This window comes from Pseudomonas sp. S34, assembly GCF_009866745.1.
Taxonomy (GTDB): domain Bacteria; phylum Pseudomonadota; class Gammaproteobacteria; order Pseudomonadales; family Pseudomonadaceae; genus Aquipseudomonas; species Aquipseudomonas jessenii.
Window position 1 is genome coordinate 1,097,327 of sequence record NZ_CP019398.1, and the last position, 23,271, is coordinate 1,120,597.

24 protein-coding genes are annotated in these 23,271 nt (G+C 60.3%); 20 read left to right on the forward strand and 4 right to left on the reverse strand.

The annotated features are described in order from the left end of the window. Positions 1 to 116 precede the first annotated feature (116 nt). The 19 genes from iscR (at position 117) to PspS34_RS04825 (ending at position 17,245) form a co-directional block, all read left to right on the forward strand. Positions 117 to 608 (forward strand): Fe-S cluster assembly transcriptional regulator IscR, encoded by a 492-nt coding sequence (iscR, locus tag PspS34_RS04735; protein ID WP_007903581.1) that lies wholly within the window; start codon positions 117 to 119, stop codon positions 606 to 608. Between the two features lie 50 nt (positions 609 to 658). Then, positions 659 to 1,873, forward strand: a complete 1,215-nt coding sequence (locus PspS34_RS04740) for an IscS subfamily cysteine desulfurase (RefSeq protein WP_057716303.1) — start codon at positions 659 to 661, stop codon at positions 1,871 to 1,873. A gap of 101 nt (positions 1,874 to 1,974) precedes the next feature. Further along, the gene (gene iscU / locus PspS34_RS04745; protein WP_028620148.1) at positions 1,975 to 2,361 is read left to right on the forward strand and encodes a Fe-S cluster assembly scaffold IscU; all 387 of its coding nucleotides are present in this window, start codon (positions 1,975 to 1,977) and stop codon (positions 2,359 to 2,361) included. Between the two features lie 34 nt (positions 2,362 to 2,395). Next, positions 2,396 to 2,719, forward strand: a complete 324-nt coding sequence (iscA, locus tag PspS34_RS04750) for an iron-sulfur cluster assembly protein IscA (RefSeq protein WP_003227904.1) — start codon at positions 2,396 to 2,398, stop codon at positions 2,717 to 2,719. A gap of 8 nt (positions 2,720 to 2,727) precedes the next feature. Next, a complete protein-coding gene (gene hscB / locus PspS34_RS04755) occupies positions 2,728 to 3,249 on the forward strand; it encodes a co-chaperone HscB (RefSeq protein ID WP_057716302.1) in 522 nt (173 codons plus the stop codon). Between the two features lie 51 nt (positions 3,250 to 3,300). Beyond that, entirely contained in the window at positions 3,301 to 5,163 is a 1,863-nt protein-coding gene (hscA, locus tag PspS34_RS04760) for a Fe-S protein assembly chaperone HscA (RefSeq protein ID WP_057716301.1), read from the forward strand. A gap of 2 nt (positions 5,164 to 5,165) precedes the next feature. Beyond that, positions 5,166 to 5,507, forward strand: coding sequence for an ISC system 2Fe-2S type ferredoxin (gene fdx / locus PspS34_RS04765; protein ID WP_007998670.1), 342 nt, complete (start codon positions 5,166 to 5,168; stop codon positions 5,505 to 5,507). 14 nt (positions 5,508 to 5,521) lie between these two features. After that, positions 5,522 to 5,722 (forward strand): Fe-S cluster assembly protein IscX, encoded by a 201-nt coding sequence (gene iscX, locus PspS34_RS04770; protein WP_008070969.1) that lies wholly within the window; start codon positions 5,522 to 5,524, stop codon positions 5,720 to 5,722. Between the two features lie 89 nt (positions 5,723 to 5,811). Then, a complete protein-coding gene (ndk, locus tag PspS34_RS04775) occupies positions 5,812 to 6,237 on the forward strand; it encodes a nucleoside-diphosphate kinase (RefSeq protein ID WP_007903599.1) in 426 nt (141 codons plus the stop codon). A 28-nt stretch (positions 6,238 to 6,265) separates the two neighbouring features. After that, entirely contained in the window at positions 6,266 to 7,408 is a 1,143-nt protein-coding gene (gene rlmN / locus PspS34_RS04780) for a 23S rRNA (adenine(2503)-C(2))-methyltransferase RlmN (protein WP_150813624.1), read from the forward strand. A 16-nt stretch (positions 7,409 to 7,424) separates the two neighbouring features. After that, a complete protein-coding gene (gene pilW, locus PspS34_RS04785; RefSeq protein WP_154861689.1) occupies positions 7,425 to 8,183 on the forward strand; it encodes a type IV pilus biogenesis/stability protein PilW in 759 nt (252 codons plus the stop codon). Beyond that, positions 8,183 to 9,217, forward strand: coding sequence for a RodZ family helix-turn-helix domain-containing protein (locus tag PspS34_RS04790; protein ID WP_154861691.1), 1,035 nt, complete (start codon positions 8,183 to 8,185; stop codon positions 9,215 to 9,217). Before pilW ends, PspS34_RS04790 begins: the two co-directional genes overlap by 1 nt. 3 nt (positions 9,218 to 9,220) lie before the next feature. Then, positions 9,221 to 10,330, forward strand: a complete 1,110-nt coding sequence (ispG, locus tag PspS34_RS04795; protein WP_008057743.1) for a flavodoxin-dependent (E)-4-hydroxy-3-methylbut-2-enyl-diphosphate synthase — start codon at positions 9,221 to 9,223, stop codon at positions 10,328 to 10,330. A gap of 38 nt (positions 10,331 to 10,368) precedes the next feature. Further along, on the forward strand, positions 10,369 to 11,658 hold the full coding sequence (hisS, locus tag PspS34_RS04800) for a histidine--tRNA ligase (protein WP_008053247.1): 1,290 nt from the start codon (positions 10,369 to 10,371) through the stop codon (positions 11,656 to 11,658). 41 nt (positions 11,659 to 11,699) lie between these two features. Further along, positions 11,700 to 12,341, forward strand: a complete 642-nt coding sequence (locus tag PspS34_RS04805) for a tetratricopeptide repeat protein (RefSeq protein WP_057716297.1) — start codon at positions 11,700 to 11,702, stop codon at positions 12,339 to 12,341. Continuing rightward, positions 12,334 to 13,485 (forward strand): outer membrane protein assembly factor BamB, encoded by a 1,152-nt coding sequence (gene bamB, locus PspS34_RS04810; RefSeq protein ID WP_057716296.1) that lies wholly within the window; start codon positions 12,334 to 12,336, stop codon positions 13,483 to 13,485. Before PspS34_RS04805 ends, bamB begins: the two co-directional genes overlap by 8 nt. Before the next feature lie 240 nt (positions 13,486 to 13,725). After that, positions 13,726 to 15,195, forward strand: coding sequence for a ribosome biogenesis GTPase Der (gene der, locus PspS34_RS04815; protein ID WP_057716294.1), 1,470 nt, complete (start codon positions 13,726 to 13,728; stop codon positions 15,193 to 15,195). Between the two features lie 122 nt (positions 15,196 to 15,317). Then, a complete protein-coding gene (locus PspS34_RS04820; RefSeq protein WP_150813626.1) occupies positions 15,318 to 16,466 on the forward strand; it encodes a pyridoxal phosphate-dependent aminotransferase in 1,149 nt (382 codons plus the stop codon). Beyond that, on the forward strand, positions 16,454 to 17,245 hold the full coding sequence (locus PspS34_RS04825) for an amidohydrolase (protein WP_057716292.1): 792 nt from the start codon (positions 16,454 to 16,456) through the stop codon (positions 17,243 to 17,245). The genes PspS34_RS04820 and PspS34_RS04825 overlap by 13 nt, the downstream gene beginning before the upstream one ends. 180 nt (positions 17,246 to 17,425) lie before the next feature. On the opposite strand, the gene leuA is transcribed toward PspS34_RS04825, so the two are convergent. The 3 genes from leuA to xseA form a co-directional block, all read right to left on the reverse strand. Next, complete coding sequence (leuA, locus tag PspS34_RS04830) at positions 17,426 to 19,105, reverse strand: 2-isopropylmalate synthase (RefSeq protein ID WP_057716291.1); 1,680 nt, start codon at positions 19,103 to 19,105, stop codon at positions 17,426 to 17,428. Between the two features lie 452 nt (positions 19,106 to 19,557). Next, positions 19,558 to 20,379 carry a peptidoglycan DD-metalloendopeptidase family protein gene (locus tag PspS34_RS04835; RefSeq protein ID WP_102670186.1) on the reverse strand — a complete coding sequence of 274 codons (822 nt, stop codon included), beginning with the start codon at positions 20,377 to 20,379 and terminating at the stop codon, positions 19,558 to 19,560. A 3-nt stretch (positions 20,380 to 20,382) separates the two neighbouring features. Next, on the reverse strand, positions 20,383 to 21,762 hold the full coding sequence (gene xseA / locus PspS34_RS04840) for an exodeoxyribonuclease VII large subunit (protein ID WP_102670185.1): 1,380 nt from the start codon (positions 21,760 to 21,762) through the stop codon (positions 20,383 to 20,385). A gap of 191 nt (positions 21,763 to 21,953) precedes the next feature. Here xseA and PspS34_RS04845 point away from each other — a divergent pair, with 191 nt between their 5' ends. Continuing rightward, positions 21,954 to 22,715 (forward strand): sulfite exporter TauE/SafE family protein, encoded by a 762-nt coding sequence (locus PspS34_RS04845; protein WP_154861693.1) that lies wholly within the window; start codon positions 21,954 to 21,956, stop codon positions 22,713 to 22,715. A 141-nt stretch (positions 22,716 to 22,856) separates the two neighbouring features. Here the strand turns inward: PspS34_RS04845 and PspS34_RS04850 are convergent, their stop codons facing one another. Next, positions 22,857 to 23,264 (reverse strand): DNA polymerase III subunit chi, encoded by a 408-nt coding sequence (locus tag PspS34_RS04850; protein ID WP_090453250.1) that lies wholly within the window; start codon positions 23,262 to 23,264, stop codon positions 22,857 to 22,859. Between the last annotated feature and the right edge of the window lie 7 nt (positions 23,265 to 23,271).

The following is a 23,271-nucleotide window of genomic DNA, read 5'->3' on the forward strand; positions in this document are numbered from 1 at the left end:
CTATGATGCTGCCGCTCTTTTGCGGGTAAACCTGACTAAAGTACTAGGTCTTATAGTTGACTTAAATACTCGGGAATTGCATACTCGCCTCATTCCGAACTCCGTGGTAATTGTCCATGCGACTGACTACAAAAGGCCGATATGCCGTGACCGCCATGCTTGATCTGGCGTTGCACGCGCAGCACGGGCCCGTGTCCCTGGCTGATATCTCCGAGCGCCAAGGCATCTCCCTGTCCTACCTCGAACAGCTTTTCGCCAAGCTGCGCCGCAGCAATCTGGTGTCCAGCGTGCGCGGTCCGGGTGGTGGCTACCAATTGTCCCGCGACATGCAGGGCATCCAGGTCGCCCAGGTGATCGATGCGGTGAACGAATCGGTCGATGCAACCAAATGCCAGGGCCAGGGTGATTGCCATCAAGGCGACACCTGTCTGACCCACCACTTGTGGTGTGATCTGAGCCTGCAAATTCACGAATTTCTGAGCGGTATCAGCTTGGCTGACCTTGTGACTCGCCGTGAGGTGCAAGAAGTAGCCCAGCGTCAGGACCAGCGCCGTTGCAACAGCAAGGCGCCACGCCTGGACAAGATTGAAGCGTCCGCCGTCGAATGACAGCCAAAGAGCTAGCGGCACGCCAGCCAGCCTGATTTAGGAGATAGTCCATGAAATTGCCGATTTACCTTGATTACTCTGCGACCACCCCGGTTGATCCGCGTGTTGCGCAAAAAATGAGTGAATGCCTGCTGGTCGACGGAAACTTCGGTAACCCGGCGTCCCGTTCCCACGTGTTCGGCTGGAAAGCTGAAGAGTCCGTTGAAAACGCTCGTCGTCAGGTCGCTGACCTGGTCAACGCCGACCCGCGTGAAATCGTCTGGACCTCCGGTGCCACCGAATCCGACAACCTGGCAATCAAGGGTGCGGCACATTTCTATGCCACCAAGGGCAAGCACCTGATCACCACCAAGATTGAGCACAAGGCTGTCCTGGACACCATGCGCCAACTGGAGCGTGAAGGCTTCGAAGTGACCTACATCGAGCCTCGTACCGATGGCCTGGTGACCCCGGAGATGATCGAAGCCGAACTGCGCGACGACACCATCCTGGTTTCGGTCATGCACGTGAACAACGAAATCGGCACCGTCAACGACATCGCGGCGATCGGCGAACTGCTCCGTTCCAAGGGCATCCTGTTCCACGTCGACGCCGCTCAGTCCACCGGCAAGGTCGAGATCGACCTGCAGAAGCTGAAAGTCGACATGATGTCGTTCTCTGCCCACAAGACCTACGGTCCTAAAGGTATCGGCGCGCTGTACGTGAGCCGCAAGCCACGCGTGCGCATCGAAGCGACCATGCACGGCGGCGGTCACGAGCGCGGCATGCGTTCCGGCACCCTGGCGACCCACCAGATCGTCGGCATGGGTGAAGCTTTCCGCGTAGCCAAGGAAGACATGGCTGCCGAGAACGCGCGCATCAAGGCGTTGAGCGACCGTTTCTACAAGCAGGTCGAGCACCTGGAAGAGCTGTACGTCAACGGCAGCATGACCGCCCGCGTTCCGCACAACCTGAACCTGAGCTTCAACTACGTTGAAGGCGAGTCGCTGATCATGGCGCTCAAGGATCTGGCGGTTTCGTCCGGTTCGGCCTGCACCTCGGCGTCCCTTGAGCCTTCGTACGTACTGCGCGCCCTGGGCCGCAACGACGAACTGGCACACAGTTCGATCCGCTTCACCTTCGGCCGTTTCACCACCGAAGAAGAAATCGATTACGCCGCGCAGAAAGTCTGCGAGGCCGTTACCAAGCTGCGCGCTTTGTCGCCGCTGTGGGACATGTACAAAGACGGCGTCGATATCTCGAAGATCGAGTGGGCGGCACACTAAACAAAGAAGCCGCCGGATACGGGTCCTGTAGCAGCGCGGCGGTACACGCAGCGTAACTGCAGGGTCTCAAGAGCGGCCCTGATGAGTGAGGATTGAGAATCATGGCTTACAGCGAAAAGGTCATCGACCACTACGAAAACCCGCGCAACGTCGGCAAGATGGACGCGGAAGATCCTGATGTCGGCACCGGCATGGTCGGCGCTCCGGCGTGCGGCGACGTGATGCGCCTGCAGATCAAGGTCAACGAAGCCGGCATCATCGAAGATGCCAAGTTCAAGACTTACGGCTGCGGTTCGGCTATCGCTTCCAGCTCCCTCGCCACCGAGTGGATGAAGGGCAAGACCCTGGACGAAGCGGAAACCATCAAGAACACCCAGCTGGCTGAAGAACTGGCCCTGCCGCCAGTGAAAATCCACTGCTCGGTACTCGCTGAAGACGCCATCAAGGCGGCTGTTCGCGATTACAAGCAGAAGAAAGGCTTGATCTGATTTTCGAGTTTTGGCGACGAGTAAGGAGTCACCGATGGCTATCAGCATGACAGAAGCGGCTGCTCGACACGTGCGGCGCTCCCTCGACGGGCGCGGCAAAGGTGAAGGGATTCGTCTGGGTGTTCGCACCACGGGCTGTTCCGGCCTTGCCTACGTGCTGGAGTTTGTCGACGAGGTGGTTGCAGAGGACCAGGTGTTCGAGAGTCACGGCGAGAAAGTGATCATCGACCCGAAGAGCCTGGCCTACCTGGACGGCACCGAGCTCGATTTCGTCAAGGAAGGGTTGAACGAAGGCTTCAAGTTCAACAACCCCAACGTACGCGGTGAATGTGGCTGCGGCGAAAGCTTCAACATCTGAGGCTTGTCGTGGGTACTCCTTGTCATTTCGCTTTATTTGAGCTGCAACCGAGTTTCGATCTGGACCTCGATCAGCTGGCTACGCGCTACCGTGAGTTGGCGCGCGGCGTTCATCCGGACCGTTTTGCTGACGCTTCCGAGCGCGAGCAGCGGTTGGCGCTGGAACAATCCGCGAGCCTCAACGAGGCCTACCAGACGCTCAAGAGTCCACCCAAGCGCGCGCGTTACCTGCTCGCCTTGAATGGTGGCGAGCTGCCGCTGGAGGTCACGGTGCATGATCCGGAGTTTCTGCTGCAGCAGATGGAGCTGCGCGAAGAGCTCGAAGACCTGCAGGACAGCGCCGACCTGAATGGCGTTGCCGTCTTCAAGCGCCGCCTCAAGGCTGCCCAGGATGAACTGAACCAAAGCTTCGCAGCTTGCTGGAACGATGCCGCGCACCGTGAACGGGCCGAACGCCTGATGCGGCGCATGCAGTTCCTCGACAAGCTCACCTACGAAGTGCGCCAGTTAGAAGAGCGCCTCGACGATTAACCCAGTGCCGCTCCGGTCGCACGCCTGATATACAGATAAGTCCTGATAACGATGGCCCTACTGCAGATCGCCGAACCCGGCCAAAGTCCTCAACCGCACCAGCGTCGTCTGGCTGTGGGGATCGACTTGGGCACTACCAATTCGCTGGTCGCTGCATTGCGCAGTGGACTTTCCGAACCTCTGGCTGACGCAGAAGGGCGGGTCATCCTGCCGTCTGCCGTGCGCTACCACGCCGATCGCGTCGAAGTTGGCGAATCCGCCAAGCTGGCCGCCGCCACCGATCCTTTGAACACCGTGCTGTCGGTCAAGCGCTTGATGGGTCGTGGTCTGTCCGACGTCAAGCAATTGGGCGATCAACTGCCGTACCGCTTTGTCGGTGGCGAATCGCACATGCCGTTCATCGAGACGATCCAGGGCCCGAAAAGCCCGGTGGAAGTCTCCGCCGACATCCTCAAGGTCCTGCGTCAGCGTGCTGAAGCGACCCTGGGCGGTGAGCTGGTGGGTGCGGTGATCACCGTTCCGGCCTATTTCGACGACGCTCAACGTCAAGCCACCAAGGACGCGGCCAAGCTGGCCGGTCTGAACGTATTGCGCTTGCTCAATGAGCCGACCGCGGCAGCCGTGGCTTACGGTCTGGACCAGCACGCCGAAGGCCTGGTCGCGATTTACGACCTGGGCGGCGGCACCTTCGATATTTCGATTCTGCGCCTGACCGGCGGTGTCTTCGAAGTGTTGGCCACTGGCGGCGACAGCGCCCTGGGTGGCGATGACTTCGACCACGCGATTGCTGGCTGGATCATTGAGGGCGCCGGTTTGTCGGCCGACCTTGATCCGGGTGCGCAGCGTCAATTGCTGCAGACTGCCTGTGCCGCCAAAGAAGCGCTGACCAGTGCCTCGTCGGTCGAAGTGGCGCATGGCGCCTGGAAAGCCGAACTGACCCGTGAAGCCTTTGATGCGTTGATCGAGCCGATGGTCGCGCGCAGCCTGAAAGCCTGCCGCCGCGCGGTGCGTGATTCCGGTGTCGAACTGGAAGACGTGCATGCCGTGGTCATGGTCGGTGGTTCGACTCGCGTGCCTCGCGTTCGTGAAGCCGTCGCCGAAGCCTTCGGTCGCCAGCCGCTGACTGAAATCGACCCGGATCAAGTGGTGGCCATCGGTGCCGCGATCCAGGCCGATACCCTGGCCGGCAACAAGCGCGATGGCGATGAGCTGCTGCTGCTCGACGTGATTCCGTTGTCCCTGGGGCTGGAAACCATGGGCGGCCTGATGGAGAAGGTGATTCCACGCAACACCACCATCCCCGTCGCTCGTGCCCAGGACTTCACCACTTACAAAGACGGCCAGTCGGCCATGGCCATCCACGTGTTGCAGGGCGAGCGCGAGCTGATCAGCGACTGTCGCTCCCTGGCGCGCTTTGAGCTGCGTGGCATTCCAGCGATGGTGGCCGGCGCAGCGAAGATTCGTGTGACCTTCCAGGTCGATGCCGATGGCTTGCTCAGTGTGTCCGCCCGCGAACTGGGTTCGGGCGTCGAAGCCAGCATCCAGGTCAAGCCGTCCTACGGTCTGACCGACGGCGAAATCGCCAAGATGCTCAAGGATTCGTTCCAGCACGCCAACGATGACAAGGTTGCCCGCGTACTGCGTGAGCAGCAGGTCGATGCCCAGCGCCTGATCGAAGCGGTGCAGGCTGCCCTGGAGGCCGACGGCGACCGACTGCTCGACGCCGACGAGCGCATGGTCATCGACCTGCAGGTGCAGGAACTGACCGAACTGATGAAAGGTACCGATGGTTACGCCATCGAGCAGCAGACCAAGCGTCTGTCGCAAGTGACCGACGCCTTTGCTGCCCGCCGCCTGGACTCGACGGTGAAAGCCGCGCTGGCGGGGCGCAACCTGAATGAGATTGAGGAATAACGATGCCGCAGGTCATTTTTCTGCCACACGAGAAGTTTTGCCCCGAAGGCATGGTTGTTGAGGCTGAGACGGGTATTTCCATCCTCGAACTGGCCCACGAGCACCACATCGAGATGGAAAGTGCCTGTGGCGGCGTTTGTGCCTGCACCACTTGCCACTGCATCATCCGCGAGGGTTTCGACTCGCTGGAAGAGGCTGATGAGCTGGAAGAGGACTACCTTGATAAGGCTTGGGGTCTTGAGCGCGAGTCCCGTCTGGGGTGCCAGGCCAAGGTCGGTACCGAAGACCTGACCGTCGAGATTCCGAAGTATTCGCTCAACCATGCGGCCGAAGCACCGCACTGATTCAAGGATCTGAAATGAGTCTGAAATGGGTTGATGTGCTGGAAATCGCGATCCAGTTGGCTGAAAGCAAGCCTGAGGTGGACCCGCGTTACGTGAACTTCGTCGATCTGCACCAATGGGTGCTGGCATTGCCGGAGTTCAGCGATGATCCGACCCGCGGCGGCGAGAAAGTGCTTGAAGCCATTCAGGCCGCCTGGATCGAAGAGGCAGACTGAGTCTGTCGAGCAGGTTAGGCAATACCCGAGAACCCGCGTATAATTCGCGGGTTTAATTTTTCGTAAATTACCGTTTCTGGAGTTACACCATGGCTGTTCAACGTACTTTCTCCATCATCAAGCCTGACGCCGTTGCTAAAAACGTTATCGGCGAGATCACCACTCGTTTCGAAAAAGCTGGCCTGCGCGTTGTAGCTTCGAAACTGAAGCAACTGTCCAAAGCCGAAGCTGAAGGCTTCTACGCTGAGCACAGCGCTCGTGGTTTCTTCAACGACCTGGTTGCTTTCATGATCTCCGGTCCGGTTGTCGTTCAGGTTCTGGAAGGCGAAAACGCTATCGCTCTGAACCGTGAGCTGATGGGCGCTACCAACCCTAAAGAAGCTGCTGCCGGCACCATCCGCGCTGACTTCGCTGATTCCATCGACGCCAACGCCGTACACGGTTCGGACTCCGAAGCCGCTGCCGCTCGCGAAATCTCGTACTTCTTCGCAGCTACTGAAGTAACCACTCGCTAAGCATTGGCTTAAGAGTGAAGGTGAATCCATGACTACATCGACTGTAAAAACTAACCTGCTGGGTCTGACCCAGCTGGAAATGGAAAAATTCTTCGACTCAATCGGGGAGAAGCGTTTCCGTGCCGGTCAGGTAATGAAATGGATTCACCACTTTGGTGTCGATGATTTCGATGCCATGACGAACGTCAGCAAGGCCTTGCGCGAAAAGCTCAAGACTGTTGCCGAGGTCCGTGGTCCGGAAGTGGTCAGCGAGGACATCTCCAGCGACGGCACCCGCAAGTGGGTGGTGCGCGTGGCGTCCGGCAGCTGCGTCGAGACCGTTTACATTCCCCAGGGCAAGCGCGGCACCTTGTGCGTTTCGTCCCAGGCAGGCTGTGCCCTGGATTGCAGTTTCTGCTCCACCGGCAAGCAAGGCTTCAACAGCAACCTCACCGCCGCCGAAGTCATCGGGCAGGTGTGGATTGCCAACAAATCCTTTGGCAGCGTCCCGGCAACCGTCGACCGTGCCATCACCAACGTGGTGATGATGGGCATGGGTGAGCCGCTGCTGAACTTCGACAACGTCGTCGCGGCCATGCATTTGATGATGGACGACCTGGGCTACGGCATTTCCAAGCGCCGTGTGACCCTGTCGACCTCCGGCGTGGTGCCGATGATCGATGAGCTCTCCAAGCACATCGACGTCTCCCTGGCGTTGTCCCTGCACGCACCGAATGACGCATTGCGTAACCAATTGGTGCCGATCAACAAGAAGTATCCGCTTAAGATGCTCCTCGAGTCGTGCCAGCGCTACATGTCGAATCTCGGCGAAAAGCGCGTGCTGACCATCGAGTACACCTTGCTCAAAGATATCAACGACAAGGTCGAGCACGCCGTGGAGATGATCGAGCTGCTCAAGAACATCCCGTGCAAGATCAACCTGATCCCGTTCAACCCGTTCCCGCACTCCGGTTACGAGCGCCCGAGCAACAATGCCATTCGTCGTTTCCAGGATCAGCTTCATCATGCCGGTTTCAACGTCACCGTCCGCACCACCCGTGGTGAAGACATCGATGCGGCCTGTGGTCAACTGGTAGGGCAGGTGCTGGATCGCACCCGTCGCAGCGAACGTTATATCGCCGTGCGTGAACTCAACGCCGACAACGATGTAGCGCAAGACGCCGCGAAATAACCAAGAGAGGATCTCTATGTCCCTGCGCTTTGCGCTGCTTTTGCTGTTGGCCAGCCTGTGTGCTGGCTGCGTGCTTTCGGGTGATTACAACCCGATGAAGACCAGCAAGGGCCGTGATGAAGCGCGTGAGGCCTATGTGCAACTCGGTATCGGGTATTTACAACAAGGCATGACCGAACGCGCCAAGGTTCCGTTGAAGAAAGCATTGGAGCTGGATGGTTCCGACCCTGATGCCAACGCGGCGCTGGGGCTGGTGTTCCAGGCCGAGATGGAACCGGAACTTGCCGACGAGCATTTTCGCAAGGCGCTGGCTTCCCGTCCCGCCGATGCACGAATCCTCAATAACTACGGCAGTTTCCTGTTCGAGCAGAAGCGTTACAACGAAGCCTACGAGCGCTTTGAACAGGCCGCTGCCGATACCCTGTATCCTGAGCGTTCGCGGGTGTTCGAGAACCTTGGCATGACCGCAGCGATGCTCGGTCAGCGCGATCTGTCCCGGCAGCAACTGGAAAAAGCCCTGCGCCTGAACCGCCAACAACCACGTGCATTGCTGGAAATGGCTGAGTTGTCTTACGAAGACAGGCATTATGTGCCTGCGCGTGACTATTACGACCGTTTTAGCCAGCTCTCCGGGCAAAATGCACGTAGTCTATTGCTCGGCGTTCGGCTGGCAAAAGTGTTCGAAGACCGCGACAAGGCCGCAAGTGCAGGCCTGCAACTAAAAAGACTCTATCCCGGTACGCCGGAATATCAGCAATACCTGTCGGAGCAATGATGAAAGCGGCGCATCCCGAAGTTGTAGCAGCGAATCGCGTAAACCCCGGTGAGACTTTGCGCCAGGCCCGCGAAAGCAATGGCTGGTCGCTGGCCGAAGTGGCCCTCAAGCTCAACCTCACCACCACTTCCCTGAGCAATCTGGAAGCCGGCGCCTTCGACAAGCTGCCCGGGCATACTTTTGCCCGTGGTTACATTCGCGCCTATGCCAAGTTGCTCGGCATGGACCAGGCCGTTCTGGTCCAGCAATTCGATCAATCCACCGGTACCGACTCCCAGGGCAGCAATGTTCACAGCCTGGGCCGTATTGAAGAGCCGGTCCGGGTTTCCCACACCATTTTACGAATCGTCAGCCTGCTGTTGCTGGTCGCGGTGATCGGTGGCGGTTTCGTCTGGTGGCAGGATCAGACCTCGATGCGCACCAAGGACCTGATCGGTCTGGCACCAGAACACGTAGAAGTCGAAGGCGCCGACGGTACGACACAGATTCACCCGCTGGACGAGCCGGAAGACCAGGCCGTCGTGGAAGGTCAGAGCGAAGGCGTAACCGCCCTCGCGCTGCCACAGGTCGACGCTCCGGTTGAAGCACCAGAGCAGGCTCAGGCGACTGCGCCAGCCGCCCCGGTAACGCCGACCACGCCAGCCGCACCCGCGCACACCACCGCGCCCGTTGTTGCAGCGCCGGTGACCCCGGCAGCTCCGGCTCCGGCAGCTCCTGCCGTCCAGGCTCCCGTGGCGACTGCACCGGTAGCCCCTGTCGCTCCGGCTCCAGCGGCAGCCGCGCCGGTGGCCGGTCAAGGCCAGGTTCAGGTGCAGTTCACTTCCGATTGCTGGACACAAGTGACCGACGGTAGCGGCAAGGTGCTGTTCAGTGGTCTCAAACGCAAAGGCGACAGCCTGGCAATCAATGGCAAACCACCGTTTGCCGTGCGTCTGGGCTTTGCCCGTGGCGCTCAGGTCAGCTACAACGGCCAGCCGGTTGATGTCGCTCCGTTCACCAGTGGCGAGACTGCTCGCCTGAAGTTGGGTCAATAAGTCATGCACGGCGAATCTCCAATCAAACGTCGCGAATCCCGCAAGATCTGGGTCGGTAACGTGCCTGTGGGCGGCGATGCGCCTATCGCTGTGCAGAGCATGACCAACAGCGACACCAACGATGTTGCGGCCACCGTCGCGCAGATCAATCGCCTGGAAGCGGCCGGCGTCGATATCGTGCGGGTCTCCGTACCGGACATGGACGCCGCCGAAGCCTTCGGCAAGATCAAGCAGCTGGTCAAAGTACCCTTGGTTGCCGACATTCACTTCGACTACCGGATCGCTTTGCGCGTAGCCGAACTGGGTGTCGATTGCCTGCGGATCAACCCGGGCAACATCGGTCGCGAAGACCGCGTTCGTGCGGTGGTGGATGCTGCCCGTGACCGCGGGATCCCGATCCGTATCGGCGTGAACGCCGGTTCCCTGGAAAAAGACCTGCAAAAGAAATACGGCGAGCCGACCCCGGCGGCACTGGTCGAGTCTGCCTTGCGCCACGTCGAGCACCTTGAGCGCCTGAACTTCCAGGACTTCAAGGTCAGCGTGAAAGCCTCCGATGTGTTCATGGCCGTCGAAGCCTACCGCTTGCTGGCCAAGGAAATCGTCCAGCCGTTGCACCTGGGCATCACCGAAGCCGGTGGATTGCGTTCCGGCACGGTGAAATCTGCCGTGGGCCTCGGTATGCTGCTCGCCGAAGGGATTGGCGATACTATCCGCATCTCGTTGGCGGCCGACCCGGTCGAGGAAGTGAAAGTCGGCTACGACATTCTCAAATCCCTGCACCTGCGTTCCCGTGGCATCAACTTCATCGCCTGCCCGAGCTGCTCGCGGCAGAACTTCGATGTGGTCAAGACCATGAACGAGCTGGAAGGGCGCCTCGAGGATTTGCTGGTGCCGCTGGATGTCGCGGTTATCGGTTGCGTGGTCAATGGCCCGGGCGAAGCCAAGGAAGCCCATATCGGCTTGACCGGCGGCACGCCGAACCTGATTTACATCGACGGCAAGCCGTCGCAGAAACTGACGAATGACAATCTGGTGGATGAGCTTGAACGCTTGATCCGCCAGAAAGCGGCCGAAAAGGTCGAAGCTGAAGCTGCCGTTATTGCGCGCGGCTAAGCCTGGCTAAAAAGAGCCGAACGAATTAAGGAATTTAAGTGAGCAAGTCTCTGCAAGCCATTCGTGGCATGAACGACATCCTGCCCGAACAGACTCCCCTTTGGCGTCATTTCGAGGGCACCGTTTCGCGCCTGCTGGATAACTACGGTTACAAGCAGATCCGCATGCCGATCGTCGAGTTCACCGAACTGTTCAAGCGTTCCATCGGTGAAGTGACCGACATCGTCGAAAAAGAGATGTACACCTTCGACGACCGCAACGGCGACTCCCTGACCCTGCGCCCTGAAGGCACGGCGGCCTGTGTGCGCGCGGTGCTGGAGCACGGCATCACCGGCGGCGGCCAGGTTCAGAAACTCTGGTACATCGGTCCGATGTTCCGCCACGAGCGTCCGCAAAAAGGCCGTTATCGCCAGTTCCACCAGATCGGTGTCGAAGTGTTCAACCTCGACGGTCCGGACATCGACGCCGAGTTGATCGTGCTGACCTGGCGCCTGTGGGGCGAACTGGGCATCCGCGATGCGGTCAAGCTCGAGCTCAACAGCCTGGGCACCAGCGAGTCTCGCGGTCGTTATCGCGAAGCACTGGTCGAGTTCCTGTCCCGGCATCTGGACAAGCTGGACGAAGACAGCCAGCGCCGCCTGAAGACCAACCCGTTGCGGGTCCTGGACACCAAGAACGCCGAGACGCAGGCGATTCTGGTCGATGCGCCGAAAATGGCCGACTACCTCGACGAAGAATCCCGCGTGCATTTCGAGGGCCTCAAGGCTCGTCTGGACGCCGCCGGCATTCCTTATGTGATCAACCCGAAGCTGGTTCGCGGGCTGGATTACTACAGCAAGACCGTTTTCGAATGGGTCACCGACAAGCTGGGCGCCCAGGGCACCGTGTGTGCCGGTGGCCGCTACGACGGTCTGGTGGAGCAGATGGGTGGCAAGCCGACCGCCGGCGTTGGCTTTGCCATGGGCATCGAACGCTTGGTGCTGTTGCTCGAAACCCTGGAGCAGATCCCGCAAGAGATCTCCCGTCAGGTCGACGTCTACCTCTGCGCCTTCGGTGAAGCCGCCGAACTGGCCGGCCTGACCCTGGCAGAGCGCGTGCGTGACCAGTTGCCCAACCTGCGCCTGCAAGTGAATGCCGGCGCCGGCAGTTTCAAAAGCCAGTTCAAGAAGGCCGACAAGAGCGGCGCGCTGTACGCGCTGATCCTCGGTGACGACGAAATGGCCCAGCAAGTGGTAGGTTTCAAACCCCTGCGTGGCCAGGGCGAACAACAAAGCATTGCCTGGGATGCGCTTGCTGCACACCTGGCCACCTGCGTCGTGCAGGGTTGAAGCTGTCTTAACAGCCGAATTAGCGATTAAGGAGTATTGGGGTGTCGAGTACCGAAGACGAACATTTGATGGAATTGAAGGAATGGTGGTCACGCAACGGTAAGCCCCTGGTCACTGGCGGCCTGTTGGCGCTGGTCATCGTGTTCGGCTGGCAGGCGTTCCAGAAGTATCAGAGCAATCAGTCGCAAGGCGCCTCGATTCTCTATCAGCAATTGCTCGAAACCACGCTGACGCCTGACGGCAAGCCTGATGCGGCCCGTGTTTCGGACCTGGCCGGCAAGCTCAACAGCGAGTTCGGCGGCAGCGCCTATGCGCAGTACGGCAGCCTGTTCGTGGCCAAGGTAGCGGTCGACAGCGGCAAGCTGGACGACGCGGTCACCGAGCTCAAGGCCATTGTCGCCAAACCGGCCAACCCGGCGCTGGGCGAAATCGCCCGTCAGCGTCTGGCCCAGGTACTCGGCGCGCAAAACAAGGCCGACGAAGCACTGAAGCTGCTCGAAGGCGATGCCGACAAGGCATTCCTGGCCACTCGCGAAGAGCTCAAGGGTGACCTGCTGGTGCAGCTGGGTCGTACCGACGAGGCGAGCGCGGCGTATCAAAAAGCCAAGGCGGCACTGTCGGATGAAGCGGCGGTCGGTGGCCTGCAAATCAAGCTGGACGACCTGGCCAAAGGGGATGCGTGACGTGATTCGTTGGAAACATGCAGCATTGCTGGCCCTGGCCATTTTGGCCGCGGGTTGCAGCAGCAACAGCAAAAAAGAACTGCCTCCGGCCGAACTGGTCGACTTCAAGGAAGAAGTGGTTCTGCACAAGCAGTGGAGTCGTTCTATCGGTGACGGTCAGGGCGAAACCTACAACATGCTGGTTCCGGCCATCGATGGCGATACCATCTATGCCGCCGACGTCACTGGCGTGTTGATGGCGATGGACCGCAACACCGGCGACGTCAAATGGAAGAAAGACCTCGAGCTGCCTGTTTCCGGCGCCGTTGGCGTAGGTTACGGTCTGGTCACCATTGGCACGATCAAGGGTGAAATCGTTGCCCTGGACGCGATCAACGGTGAAGAAAAGTGGCGCGCTCGCGTGTCCAGCGAAGTACTGGCGCCGCCAGCCAACAACGGTGACGTCGTGGTGGTTCAGACCCAGGACGATCGTCTGATCGGCCTGGATGCCTCCACCGGTGACCGTCGCTGGATCTATGACAGCACGCCTGCGGTACTGACCCTGCGTGGCACCAGTGCGCCGATCGTGACCAACCGCCTCGCGGTGGCTGGCCTGTCGACCGGTAAAGTGGTTGCCGTGGACATCTCCAACGGCGTACCGGTGTGGGAACAGCGCGTAGCGATCCCGCAGGGTCGTTCGGAGCTGGAGCGCGTGGTCGACATCGACGGTGGCTTGCTGCTGTCGGGCGAGACGCTGTATGTCGCCAGCTATCAGGGGCGCGTTGCTGCTCTGGACCTGCAAAGCGGCCGTCAGCTCTGGCAGCGTGATGCTTCCAGCTATGCCGGTGTCGCCCAGGGTTTCGGTACCGTTTATGTGACCCTGTCTTCGGGCACCGTTGAAGGCGTCGACGAGCGTTCCACCACAGCCTTGTGGAGCAACGACTCGCTGGCCCGCCGTCAACTGTCGGCTCCGGAAGTGTTCTCCAGCTACGTTGCAGTCGGTGACCTGGAAGGTTACCTGCACCTGCTGAGTCAGGTGGACGGTCGTTTCGTCGGCCGCGAGCGCATCGACAGCGACGGCCTGCGTGCCCGTCCGCTGGTGGTGGGTGACACGATTTATGTGTATGGCAACAGCGGCAAACTGGAAGCCCTGACCATTAAGTAAAGGTTTGACTATGCTTGGGGTTAACCCCCCAGGCTGCTTCACTTGTGGGTATGAGTGTGGGAGCGAGCCTGCTCGCGATGGACGTCAACGATAACGTTTGCGTCCTGAATAAACGCGGTGCCCTGGCGTTTTTCGCGAGCAGGCTCGCTCCCACAGACAAGCGCGCAGTGTTGCCCCGAGCACCAGCCGCTGCCTCGCAGCGGCTTTTGTATTTTCTGAAATAACGAAGTGGAGAGCCGCATGGTTCCCGTAATCGCCCTGGTGGGCCGACCGAACGTCGGCAAGTCCACCTTGTTCAACCGCCTGACCAGGACTCGTGACGCCATCGTCGGCGACTTGTCCGGTCTGACCCGTGATCGCCAGTACGGTGAGGCCAAGTGGCAAGGGCGTTCCTACATTCTGATCGACACCGGCGGTATCTCCGGTGACGAGCACGGTATGGACGAAAAAATGGCCGAGCAGTCGCTGCTGGCCATTGAAGAAGCGGATGTCGTTCTGTTCCTGGTAGATGCCAAGGCCGGCTTCACCGCCGCCGACCAGATGATCGCCGAGCATTTGCGCAAACGTAACAAGCGTTCCCACGTGGTGGCCAACAAGGTCGACAACATCGACCCGGAAATGGCCCGCGCCGAATTCGCCCCGTTGGGCATGGGCCACGCGATCCCGATCGCCGGTGCCCACGGCCGTGGTATCACCCAGTTGCTGGAAATCGCACTGAGTGACTTCCCGAAAGACGAAGACGAGCTGGAAGAAGGCGAGGAAGAAGATGTAGCCGAAGGCGAGGAAGCCAAGCGCATTCCTGGCCCAAGCGAAAAAGACGGGATCAAGATCGCCATCATCGGCCGTCCGAACGTCGGCAAGTCGACCCTGGTCAACCGCATGCTCGGGGAAGACCGGGTAATCGTCTATGACCAACCCGGCACCACCCGCGACAGTATCTACATCCCGTTCGAGCGTAACGACGAGAAGTACACGCTGATCGACACCGCCGGTGTGCGCAAGCGCGGCAAGATCCACGAAGAAGTCGAAAAGTTCTCCGTGGTCAAAACCCTGCAAGCGATCAAAGACGCCAACGTGGTGATCTTCGTGATGGACGCCCGCGAAGGCGTGGTGGATCACGACCTCAACCTGCTGGGCTTTGCCCTTGAGGCCGGTCGTGCATTGGTCATCGCGATCAACAAGTGGGACGGCATGACGCCGAGCGAGCGCGACTTCGTCAAGATCGAGTTGCAGCGTCGTCTGTTTTTCGTCGAGTTTGCCGATATTCACTTTATCTCGGCACTGCACGGCACCGGCGTGGGCAACCTCTACGCGTCGGTACAGAACTCGTTCAAGTCCGCGGTTACCCGTTGGCCGACCAGTCGCCTGACACAGATCCTGGAAGACGCGGTCAGCGAGCACCAGCCGCCGATGGTCAACAGCCGCCGGATCAAGCTGCGTTATGCTCACCTTGGTGGCGCGAACCCGCCGATCATCGTGATCCACGGCAACCAGATCGAGAAGGTGCCGAAGTCCTACGTGCGTTACCTGGAAAACACCTACCGCCGTGTGCTGAAGCTGGTCGGTACGCCGATCCGCATCGAGTTCAAGGGTGGCGAGAACCCGTACGAAGGCAACAAGAACACGCTCACCGACCGTCAGGTCAACAAGAAGCGTCGCTTGATGTCGCACCACAAGAAGGCCGACAAGAAGCGTCGCGACAAGCGCTGATCGAGTTTTTTCCCGTGGGATGGAAAGGGCGCCAATGGCGCCCTTTTTCATGCCTGCCGTTTGGGCTATCCTCGGACTCCCCCGCGCCGCCGTAGAGCCGGGTGTAGAGCAGGGAACCACCGATGATCACCAGCAAGCTGCCGAATGTCGGCATCACTATCTTCACTCAGATGTCTCAGCTCGCGGCTCAGACCGGCGCGCTCAATCTGTCCCAGGGCTTTCCCGATTTCGCGGCCCCGCAGGCCCTGTGCGATGCGGTCGGCCGGCATATCGCCAGCGGCCATAACCAGTATTCGCCAATGACCGGGCTGCCGGTGTTGCGTCAGCAGATCGCGGCGAAGATCGCCCGCAGTTATGGCGTGCAGGTGGATGTGGATACTGAAGTGACGGTTACCCCCGGCGCGACCGAGGCGATTTTCTGTGCCATTCAGGCGGTTATCCACAGCGGTGACGAAGTCATTGTGTTTGACCCGGCATACGACAGCTACGAACCTTCGGTGGAGCTGGCAGGCGGCCGTTGCGTGCATGTGCAACTGGGCCTGAACGATTTCAGTATCGACTTCGAGAAGCTTGCTCAGGCACTGAGCCCGCGCACGCGGATGATCATCCTCAACACCCCGCACAACCCTAGCGGTGCGTTGATCAGCCGTGACGAACTCGACCAGTTGGCGACGTTAATCCGTGATCGCGATATCTATGTGATCAGCGACGAAGTCTATGAACATCTGGTGTATGACGGCGTGCCTCACGTCAGCGTGCTGGCCCATGAAGAGCTGTATCAGCGTGCATTCGTGGTCAGTTCGTTCGGCAAGACCTACCACGTCACCGGCTGGAAAACCGGTTATGTGATCGCACCGCCGGCCCTGACGGCGGAATTGCGCAAGGTGCACCAGTACGTCAATTTCTGTGGTGTGACGCCGCTGCAATATGCCTTGGCCGATTTTATGGCCGAGCATCCGGAGCACGTCGAAGAGCTGCCTGCTTTTTATCAGGCCAAGCGTGATCTGTTCTGCGATCTGCTGGCGCCGTCGCGTTTCAGTTTCACCCGGGTGACCGGCACCTATTTCCAGTTGGTCGATTACTCGCAGATCCGCCCGGACCTCAATGACGTCGAGATGGCCCTGTGGATGACTCGCGAGCACGGTGTGGCCAGTATCCCGATCTCGGTGTTCTACCAGACGCCACCGGTCGGCCAGCGCCTGGTGCGGCTGTGCTTTGCCAAGCGTGAGGAGACCCTGCGTGAAGCGGCGGAAAAACTATGCGTGATCTGAGTGCATTGCCGAAACTGACCGTTGCGCTGATCCAGACGTCCCTGGCCTGGCACGACCGCCAGGCCAACCTCGAGCATTTCGAGCCGTTGCTGGAGCAGGCTCGCGGCGCCGACCTGATCATTCTGCCGGAGATGTTCACCACCGGGTTCTCCATGGAGTCGGAAGCCCTCGCCGAAGCGGAAAACGGCCCCACCAGTAAATGGCTGCGGGCTCAGGCTTTGAGGCTTGATGCGGTGATCACCGGTAGCGTGATCGTCCAGGCCGCCGACGGCAGTCATCGCAATCGCCTGTTGTGGGCACGCCCGGATGGCGAGGTGTGGCATTACGACAAGCGTCACCTGTTCCGCATGGCCGGTGAGCATAACCACTACACCCCCGGCGAGCGCCAGGTGCAGTTCGAGCTCAAGGGCTGGCGAGTACGGCCGCTGATTTGCTACGACCTGCGCTTCCCGGTGTGGAGCCGTGACGCCCAGGACACCGACCTGCTGCTGTACACCGCGAACTGGCCCGGTGCGCGGCGCCAGCACTGGAACCGCTTGCTGCCGGCGCGGGCGATCGAGAACCTGTGCTATGTGGCGGCGGTGAACCGTATTGGCACGGATGGCAAAGGTTTTGCGTATACCGGTGACAGCCAGGTCCTGGATTTCCAGGGCGAGACGCTGCTCAGTGCCGGAGAGGCTGACGGGGTGTTCAAGGTGGTGCTGGATGCGGCGGAACTGGCGGCGTATCGCACGCGGTTTCCGGCGAATCTGGATGCCGATACCTTCGAGTTCACCTGATTTTTTTCGCTGCCTGATCTGGCCCCTTCGCGAGCAAGCCCGCTCCCACATTTGGAATGCGGTCCCCTGTGGGAGCGGGCTTGCTCGCGAAGGGGCCGGGACGGGCACCACAAAAATCTGCAGGCAAACAAAAAGGCCCCGAGGTTCACACCCGGGGCCTTTTGCTTTTCGGCTGACAGCTTACGCCGCTTTCGCTTCCGGCTGGCTCAGCGAACGGTTCAGTGCGCTGAACAGGGCCTTGAAGCTGGCGGTGGTGATGTTTTCGTCGATGCCGACGCCATGCACCGCGCGTTCGCCGTTCACACGCAGTTCAATGTAGGCCGCAGCCTTGGCGTTGGTGCCAGCGCCGATGGCGTGCTCGTTGTAATCCATGATTTCCACCGGTACCGGCAAGCCGGCCACCAGCGCCTCCAGGGCGCCGTTGCCCTTGCCGCGCCAGTGCAGGTTAGTCTCGCCCTGGCCTTGGCTGGCCACTTCCACTTCGACGGCGCTGTGACCGTTTTCTTCCTGCAGGCGATGGCTGACCAGCGCGTACGGGGTGTTGGCCTGCAAGTACTCGCTGTGCAGCAATGCGTGGATCTGCTGGGCGGTCATTTCCAGGCCCAGGCGGTCGGTTTCACGCTGCACGACCTGACTGAACTCGATCTGCATGCGACGCGGCAGGCTGATGCCGTATTCCTGTTCCAGCAGGTAGGCGATACCGCCCTTGCCCGACTGGCTGTTGACGCGGATGACCGCCTCGTAGCTGCGGCCGATGTCGGCCGGGTCGATCGGCAGGTACGGTACTTCCCACAGTGCGTCCGGTTTCTGCTGGGCAAAGCCCTTGCGGATCGCATCCTGGTGCGAGCCGGAGAACGCGGTATGCACCAGGTCACCGACGTACGGGTGACGCGGGTGCACCTGGATCTGGTTGCACTCTTCGACGACTTTGCGCACGCCGTCGATGTCGGAGAAGTCCAGCTCAGGGTTCACGCCCTGGGTGTAGAGGTTCAACGCCACGGTCACGAGGTCGACGTTACCGGTACGCTCGCCGTTGCCGAACAGGCAGCCTTCGACACGGTCGGCGCCAGCCATCAGGCCCAGTTCGGTGGCGGCAACGCCGGTGCCACGGTCGTTGTGGGTGTGCAGGCTGATGATCACGCTGTCACGACGGTTGATGTGACGGCCAAACCATTCGATCTGGTCGGCATAGATGTTCGGCGTCGCGCATTCCACCGTGGCCGGCAGGTTGAGGATCATCTTGTGCTCGGGCGTCGGGTTCCAGACTTCGATCACCGCGTCGCAGACTTCCTTGGCGAACTCCATTTCGGTGGCGCTGAAGGTTTCCGGCGAGTATTCGAAGGTCCACTCGGTATCCGGCTGCATGGCCGCGTATTTGACGAACAGCTTGGCGGCGTTCACGGCGATGGCCTTGACCCCGTCCTTGTCCTGGTTGAAGACAATGCGGCGGAAGGAAGGGGAGGTCGCGTTGTACAGGTGAACGATGGCTTTCTTCGCGCCGCGCAGGGATTCGAAGGTGCGCTCGATCAGGTCTTCACGGCCCTGGGTCAGCACCTGGATGGTGGTGTCGTCCGGGATGTGGTTGCCTTCGATCAGGGTGCGGACGAAGTCGAAGTCGGTTTGCGAGGCGGCCGGGAACGACGCTTCGATTTCCTTCACGCCGACCTGCACCAGGGTTTTCCAGAAACGCAGCTTCTTGACGGCGTCCATCGGTTCGATCAGCGACTGGTTGCCGTCGCGCAGGTCGGAGCTGCACCAGATCGGCGCGGCGGTGATGGTTTTCGACGGCCAGGTGCGGTCCGGAATGTCGATGGTCGGGAACGCGCGGTATTTCGAAGACGGGTCTTTGAGCATGCTCATCAGGAAATCCTTATTGTGTTGGCCGAAAAAAGGCGGCCTGCCGGTGGATCAAAAGTTCTTGGACTAACGCTTGGGACGAGGCACCACGATTCAGCCCGGCAGTCGTGCACTGACGAGGCACAGGCTGCGGTGTTGGCGGAGCTGAATGAGGGTGTGAGAGGTTTTCATGCCTTCAACCCTAACCTTGGGGGGGAAAGATGGCAAGCAGTCGAAAAAAATTGAGAGGAATACTCGTGGGCGGGTATTTATCGAGATTTTATTGCTGTGATTGGCAGTGATTGTTTTGTTGTTTGCGCGAGGTTTGAGTGGTGCGCAATTGATGATGTGACACTGCCGGACTGCTTTCGGTGTCTGTGATATTGCCATCGCGAGCAAGCTCGCTCCCACAGGTACAGCGCAAACCCTGTGGGAGCGAGCTTGCTCGCGATGAGGCCATCAGCTTCAACAAAAAGCTAGGGCTGAAACGCACCAATGAAGATAGCCGGATCGACCCGCGCATCGTTCAGGCTGATGTTCCAGTGCATGTGCGGTCCGGTCGCGCGGCCGGTCGCACCGACTTTGCCGACCACGTCACCACGGGCCAGTGGCTGCCCCACCTTCACGTCGATTTTCGACATGTGGCAGAACATGCTGATAAACCCCTGGCCATGGTCGACGAACACCGTGTTGCCATTGAAGAAATAGTTACCGATCAGGATCACCTTGCCGGCGGCCGGGGTCTTGATTGGCGTACCGCCGGGTACGGCGAAGTCCAGGCCTGAGTGGGGGTTGCGTTCTTCACCGTTGAAAAAGCGCCGCACGCCGAACTTGCTCGACAGCGGCCCGTTCACCGGTTTGTCCAGCAGCAGGTTGCTCGGGGTGTTGGGGCTGAACGTGCGGTAGGCAGTAATCTGCTCAGCCAGTTCACGCTCGATGCGCTTGAGATTTTCCGGGTCCGGATTGACCTGTTGGGTGTTCTTCAGGGTGATGCGCTGTTCCGGGTATTTCTTGTTGCCAACCGTAAAATTCAGATTACGGCCGCCGCTGCTGACCGATTGAACCCCCGGCTTGACCGTCAGCGGCAGGCCGACAATGGCCAGCCAGTTGTTCTGCTCCTTCACTACCAGCACCGGTTTACCTTGATAAGTGGCTTTTGGCGCCTGGGCGGACGTGCCCAGGTCCACCACCGCAACGCCTCCCGGCACCGGTTTGTTCAACTGGCGAGTAATGTAGCTGTCGGCATGGGCGTTGAAGGTCAGGAGCAGCAACAGCAACGGAGCAAAGAAACGCGGCATGGATCAATCCAGTAAAGAAAGGGTGACGGGCGTCAGGTGATTGTCTTCGACCCGTACTTGCAGTTCGCCTTCGCCCAGTTTGGCCTTCAGGCGCTGGCCGGTATGGGTTTGCGCGGCGTTGCGGATCGCGTTGCCGCGCTCGTCCAGCAAGATGCTGTAGCCACGGCCGAGGGTCGCCAACGGGCTGACCACATGCAGTGTCTGCATCTGGCTGTGCAACTGCAGGCGACGGCTCTTCAGCCCTTCGCGGATCGCGCGCGGCAGGCGTTCGGCCAGGCTGTCGAGGCGCTGGCGAAGCATTGCCAGTTGCCGGCCCGGATGTTGTGCAGCCAGACGGGTTTCCAGGCGGATCAAGCGTTCGCGGCGGGTGTTGAGGCTGCGCTCGAACGCACGGCGCATGCGCATGTCCAGGTCATCCAGGCGTTGCGCTTGCTGGCGCAGGCGCTCGCCGGGATGGCGCAGACGTCGGGAAACGCCTTCCAGGCGCAGGCGGTCGCGCATCAAGCGGTCCCGCATGCGCATCACCAGCCGTCGGTGCAGGCTTTCGACCCGACGCATCAGGTCGCTGGAGTCCGGTGCCAGCAATTCGGCGGCAGCGGAAGGGGTGGGCGCGCGCACGTCGGCCACGAAGTCGCTGATCGACACGTCGGTTTCATGGCCGACCGCGCTGACAATCGGCGTCACGCAAGCGTCTACGGCGCGGGCCACGGCTTCTTCGTTGAAGCACCAGAGATCTTCCAGCGAGCCACCGCCCCGGGCCAGGATCAGTGCGTCGAAACCGCGGGCATCGGCCAGTTTCAGGGCGCGGACAATCTGCGCTGTGGCTTCGCGGCCCTGTACGGCGGTAGGGATCAGGGTCAATTGCACCTGCGGTGCACGACGGCGGAACACGCTGATGATGTCGCGGATCACCGCCCCAGTGGGCGAACTGATGATGCCGATGCGTTGCGGATGCGCCGGCAACGGCACCTTGCGCTCGGCACTGAACAGGCCTTCGGCGCTGAGCTTTTCCTTGAGTGCATCGAACGCCAGGCGCAAGGCGCCATCGCCAGCCGGCTCCACGGTGTCGAGGATCAGCTGATAATCACCGCGTCCCTCGAACAGCGAGACCTTGCCACGCACCTTGACCGCCAGGCCGTCTTTCAAGGCCTGACGAACCCGTGCCGCGTTCTGCCGGAACAACGCGCAACGCACCTGGGCGCCGCTGTCCTTGAGGGTGAAATAGACGTGGCCGGAAGCCGGGCGGGCGAGGTTGGAGATTTCGCCTTCGACCCAGATGTTGCTGAACACGTCTTCAAGCAACACCCGCGCACGGCCGTTGAGCTGGCTGACGGTCAGGACTTCGCGGTCCAGGCCGAGTCTTGCAAAGGGATCTTTAATCATGGGGCGCAGTTTAAAGGCATTCCATGAATAATCTCCATGACTCGGCATAAATCCCTTGTGGGAGCGGGCTTGCTCGCGAAGGCGGTGTGTCAGCCAGGTCAATGCCGAATGGAAGGTCGCTTTCGCGAGCAAGCCCGCTCCCACAGGAGGTAAAGTCGTAGGGAGCATTCAAGGATGACAGGAGATTTACAGTGCTTGAGTTGTTGAACCAATGGCCCTTTGGCCCGCTGGACTGGCTGGTAATCGGTGCGGGCATTGCCCTGGCCTACATCGTGTTCGGCATCGCCGGTTTCGGCACCGCGCTGGTGGCGGGGCCGATTCTGATTCTGTTCATGCCACTGTCGAAGATCGTGCCGTTGCTGGTGCTGCTCGATTTTGTCGCGGCATTCGGCAATCTGTTGCCTTCGCGGCGCGATGTGGCGAGGCCGGAGCTGTTGCGGTTGCTGCCGTGCATGGCGGTGGGCTGCACCCTCGGCGTGATATTCCTGCTGAACCTGAAATCCGACCTGTTGCTGCTGCTGATGGGGCTGTTTATCAGCGCCTATGCAATTTACAGCCTGTGGATAAAGGTCCGTCCGGCGCAGTTGTCCGCCGCGTGGGCGCTGCCGATGGGGACGGTGGGCGGAATGTTTGGCGCGTTGTTTGGCAGCGGCGGTTTTCTCTATGCGATCTATTTGAACAGCCGGTTGCCCAAGGAGGCTGCCCGGGCCACCCAGAGTGCGCTGATCAGTTGCAGTACGGTGGTGCGTTTGAGCCTGTTTGCAATCGCCGGTGTGTATGCCGATATGCCGTTGCTGGTGCTGGCGGTTTGTCTGTTGCCGGCGATGGTGCTGGGGCTGTGGTTCGGTCGACGGCTGACCATGCGCTTGTCCCGCGAGGCGTTTGTGCGTCTGGTGACGTGGCTGGTGCTGGCCAGCGGGATCGCGTTGATCGGACGCTATCTCAGTACCTGAAGATTCAACTTGTGGCGAGACGCTTTGTGTGGGAGCGAGCTTGCTCGCGATGGGGTCAGCAAATTCAGCATTGATGTGCCAGACAGATCGTCATCGCGAGCAAGCTCGCTCCCACAGAAGAGCCCCTCCACTGCAAGCTGTTCAGTCGTTGTACTGGCTCAACAAGCGCTCCAGTCGTGCACTGAGGCGGCGTTTGATTTCGGTCTCGATGTGCGGGGCGAAATCGTCGATCACGTCTTGCATGATCAATTGCGCGGCGGCGCGCAATTCGCTGTCCAGGTGCAGCAAGTCATCCGGGTTCTTGCTGGGGGCGGGCGCCGAGGTCGCCGCGGTGACGGGTTCAACGATCGGGGCAGGCGTTGTCGGTACGACGGGTGGCGAAGGTTCGCTCACGGCGTCGAACAACATGGGAATCTGTTCCTGATCACCTTCCTCGACCGTGTCGGTCAGCAGAGGCGGTTGCAGGTTGTCATCGCCGAGCAATTGGCGGATCGACTCAAGGTCGTCCAGCAGGTGCGCGGACTGTTGCAGCGGTTTTGGAGTGTCCATTGGAAGG

Bases quoted from the DNA above. Each gene is read 5' to 3' on its own strand.
- rlmN (WP_150813624.1), top strand. From the start codon at position 6,266: ATGACTACATCGACTGTAAAAACTAACCTGCTGGGTCTGACCCAGCTG.
- fdx (WP_007998670.1), top strand. From the start codon at position 5,166: ATGCCGCAGGTCATTTTTCTGCCACACGAGAAGTTTTGCCCCGAAGGC.
- PspS34_RS04820 (WP_150813626.1), top strand. From the start codon at position 15,318: ATGATCACCAGCAAGCTGCCGAATGTCGGCATCACTATCTTCACTCAG.
- iscU (WP_028620148.1), top strand. From the start codon at position 1,975: ATGGCTTACAGCGAAAAGGTCATCGACCACTACGAAAACCCGCGCAAC.
- der (WP_057716294.1), top strand. From the start codon at position 13,726: ATGGTTCCCGTAATCGCCCTGGTGGGCCGACCGAACGTCGGCAAGTCC.
- PspS34_RS04825 (WP_057716292.1), top strand. From the start codon at position 16,454: ATGCGTGATCTGAGTGCATTGCCGAAACTGACCGTTGCGCTGATCCAG.
- PspS34_RS04740 (WP_057716303.1), top strand. From the start codon at position 659: ATGAAATTGCCGATTTACCTTGATTACTCTGCGACCACCCCGGTTGAT.
- PspS34_RS04790 (WP_154861691.1), top strand. From the start codon at position 8,183: ATGAAAGCGGCGCATCCCGAAGTTGTAGCAGCGAATCGCGTAAACCCC.
- PspS34_RS04835 (WP_102670186.1), bottom strand. From the start codon at position 20,379: ATGCCGCGTTTCTTTGCTCCGTTGCTGTTGCTGCTCCTGACCTTCAAC.
- pilW (WP_154861689.1), top strand. From the start codon at position 7,425: ATGTCCCTGCGCTTTGCGCTGCTTTTGCTGTTGGCCAGCCTGTGTGCT.
- ispG (WP_008057743.1), top strand. From the start codon at position 9,221: ATGCACGGCGAATCTCCAATCAAACGTCGCGAATCCCGCAAGATCTGG.
- iscR (WP_007903581.1), top strand. From the start codon at position 117: ATGCGACTGACTACAAAAGGCCGATATGCCGTGACCGCCATGCTTGAT.
- iscA (WP_003227904.1), top strand. From the start codon at position 2,396: ATGGCTATCAGCATGACAGAAGCGGCTGCTCGACACGTGCGGCGCTCC.
- bamB (WP_057716296.1), top strand. From the start codon at position 12,334: ATGCGTGACGTGATTCGTTGGAAACATGCAGCATTGCTGGCCCTGGCC.
- PspS34_RS04850 (WP_090453250.1), bottom strand. From the start codon at position 23,264: ATGGACACTCCAAAACCGCTGCAACAGTCCGCGCACCTGCTGGACGAC.
- hscA (WP_057716301.1), top strand. From the start codon at position 3,301: ATGGCCCTACTGCAGATCGCCGAACCCGGCCAAAGTCCTCAACCGCAC.
- iscX (WP_008070969.1), top strand. From the start codon at position 5,522: ATGAGTCTGAAATGGGTTGATGTGCTGGAAATCGCGATCCAGTTGGCT.
- leuA (WP_057716291.1), bottom strand. From the start codon at position 19,105: ATGAGCATGCTCAAAGACCCGTCTTCGAAATACCGCGCGTTCCCGACC.
- xseA (WP_102670185.1), bottom strand. From the start codon at position 21,762: ATGATTAAAGATCCCTTTGCAAGACTCGGCCTGGACCGCGAAGTCCTG.
- ndk (WP_007903599.1), top strand. From the start codon at position 5,812: ATGGCTGTTCAACGTACTTTCTCCATCATCAAGCCTGACGCCGTTGCT.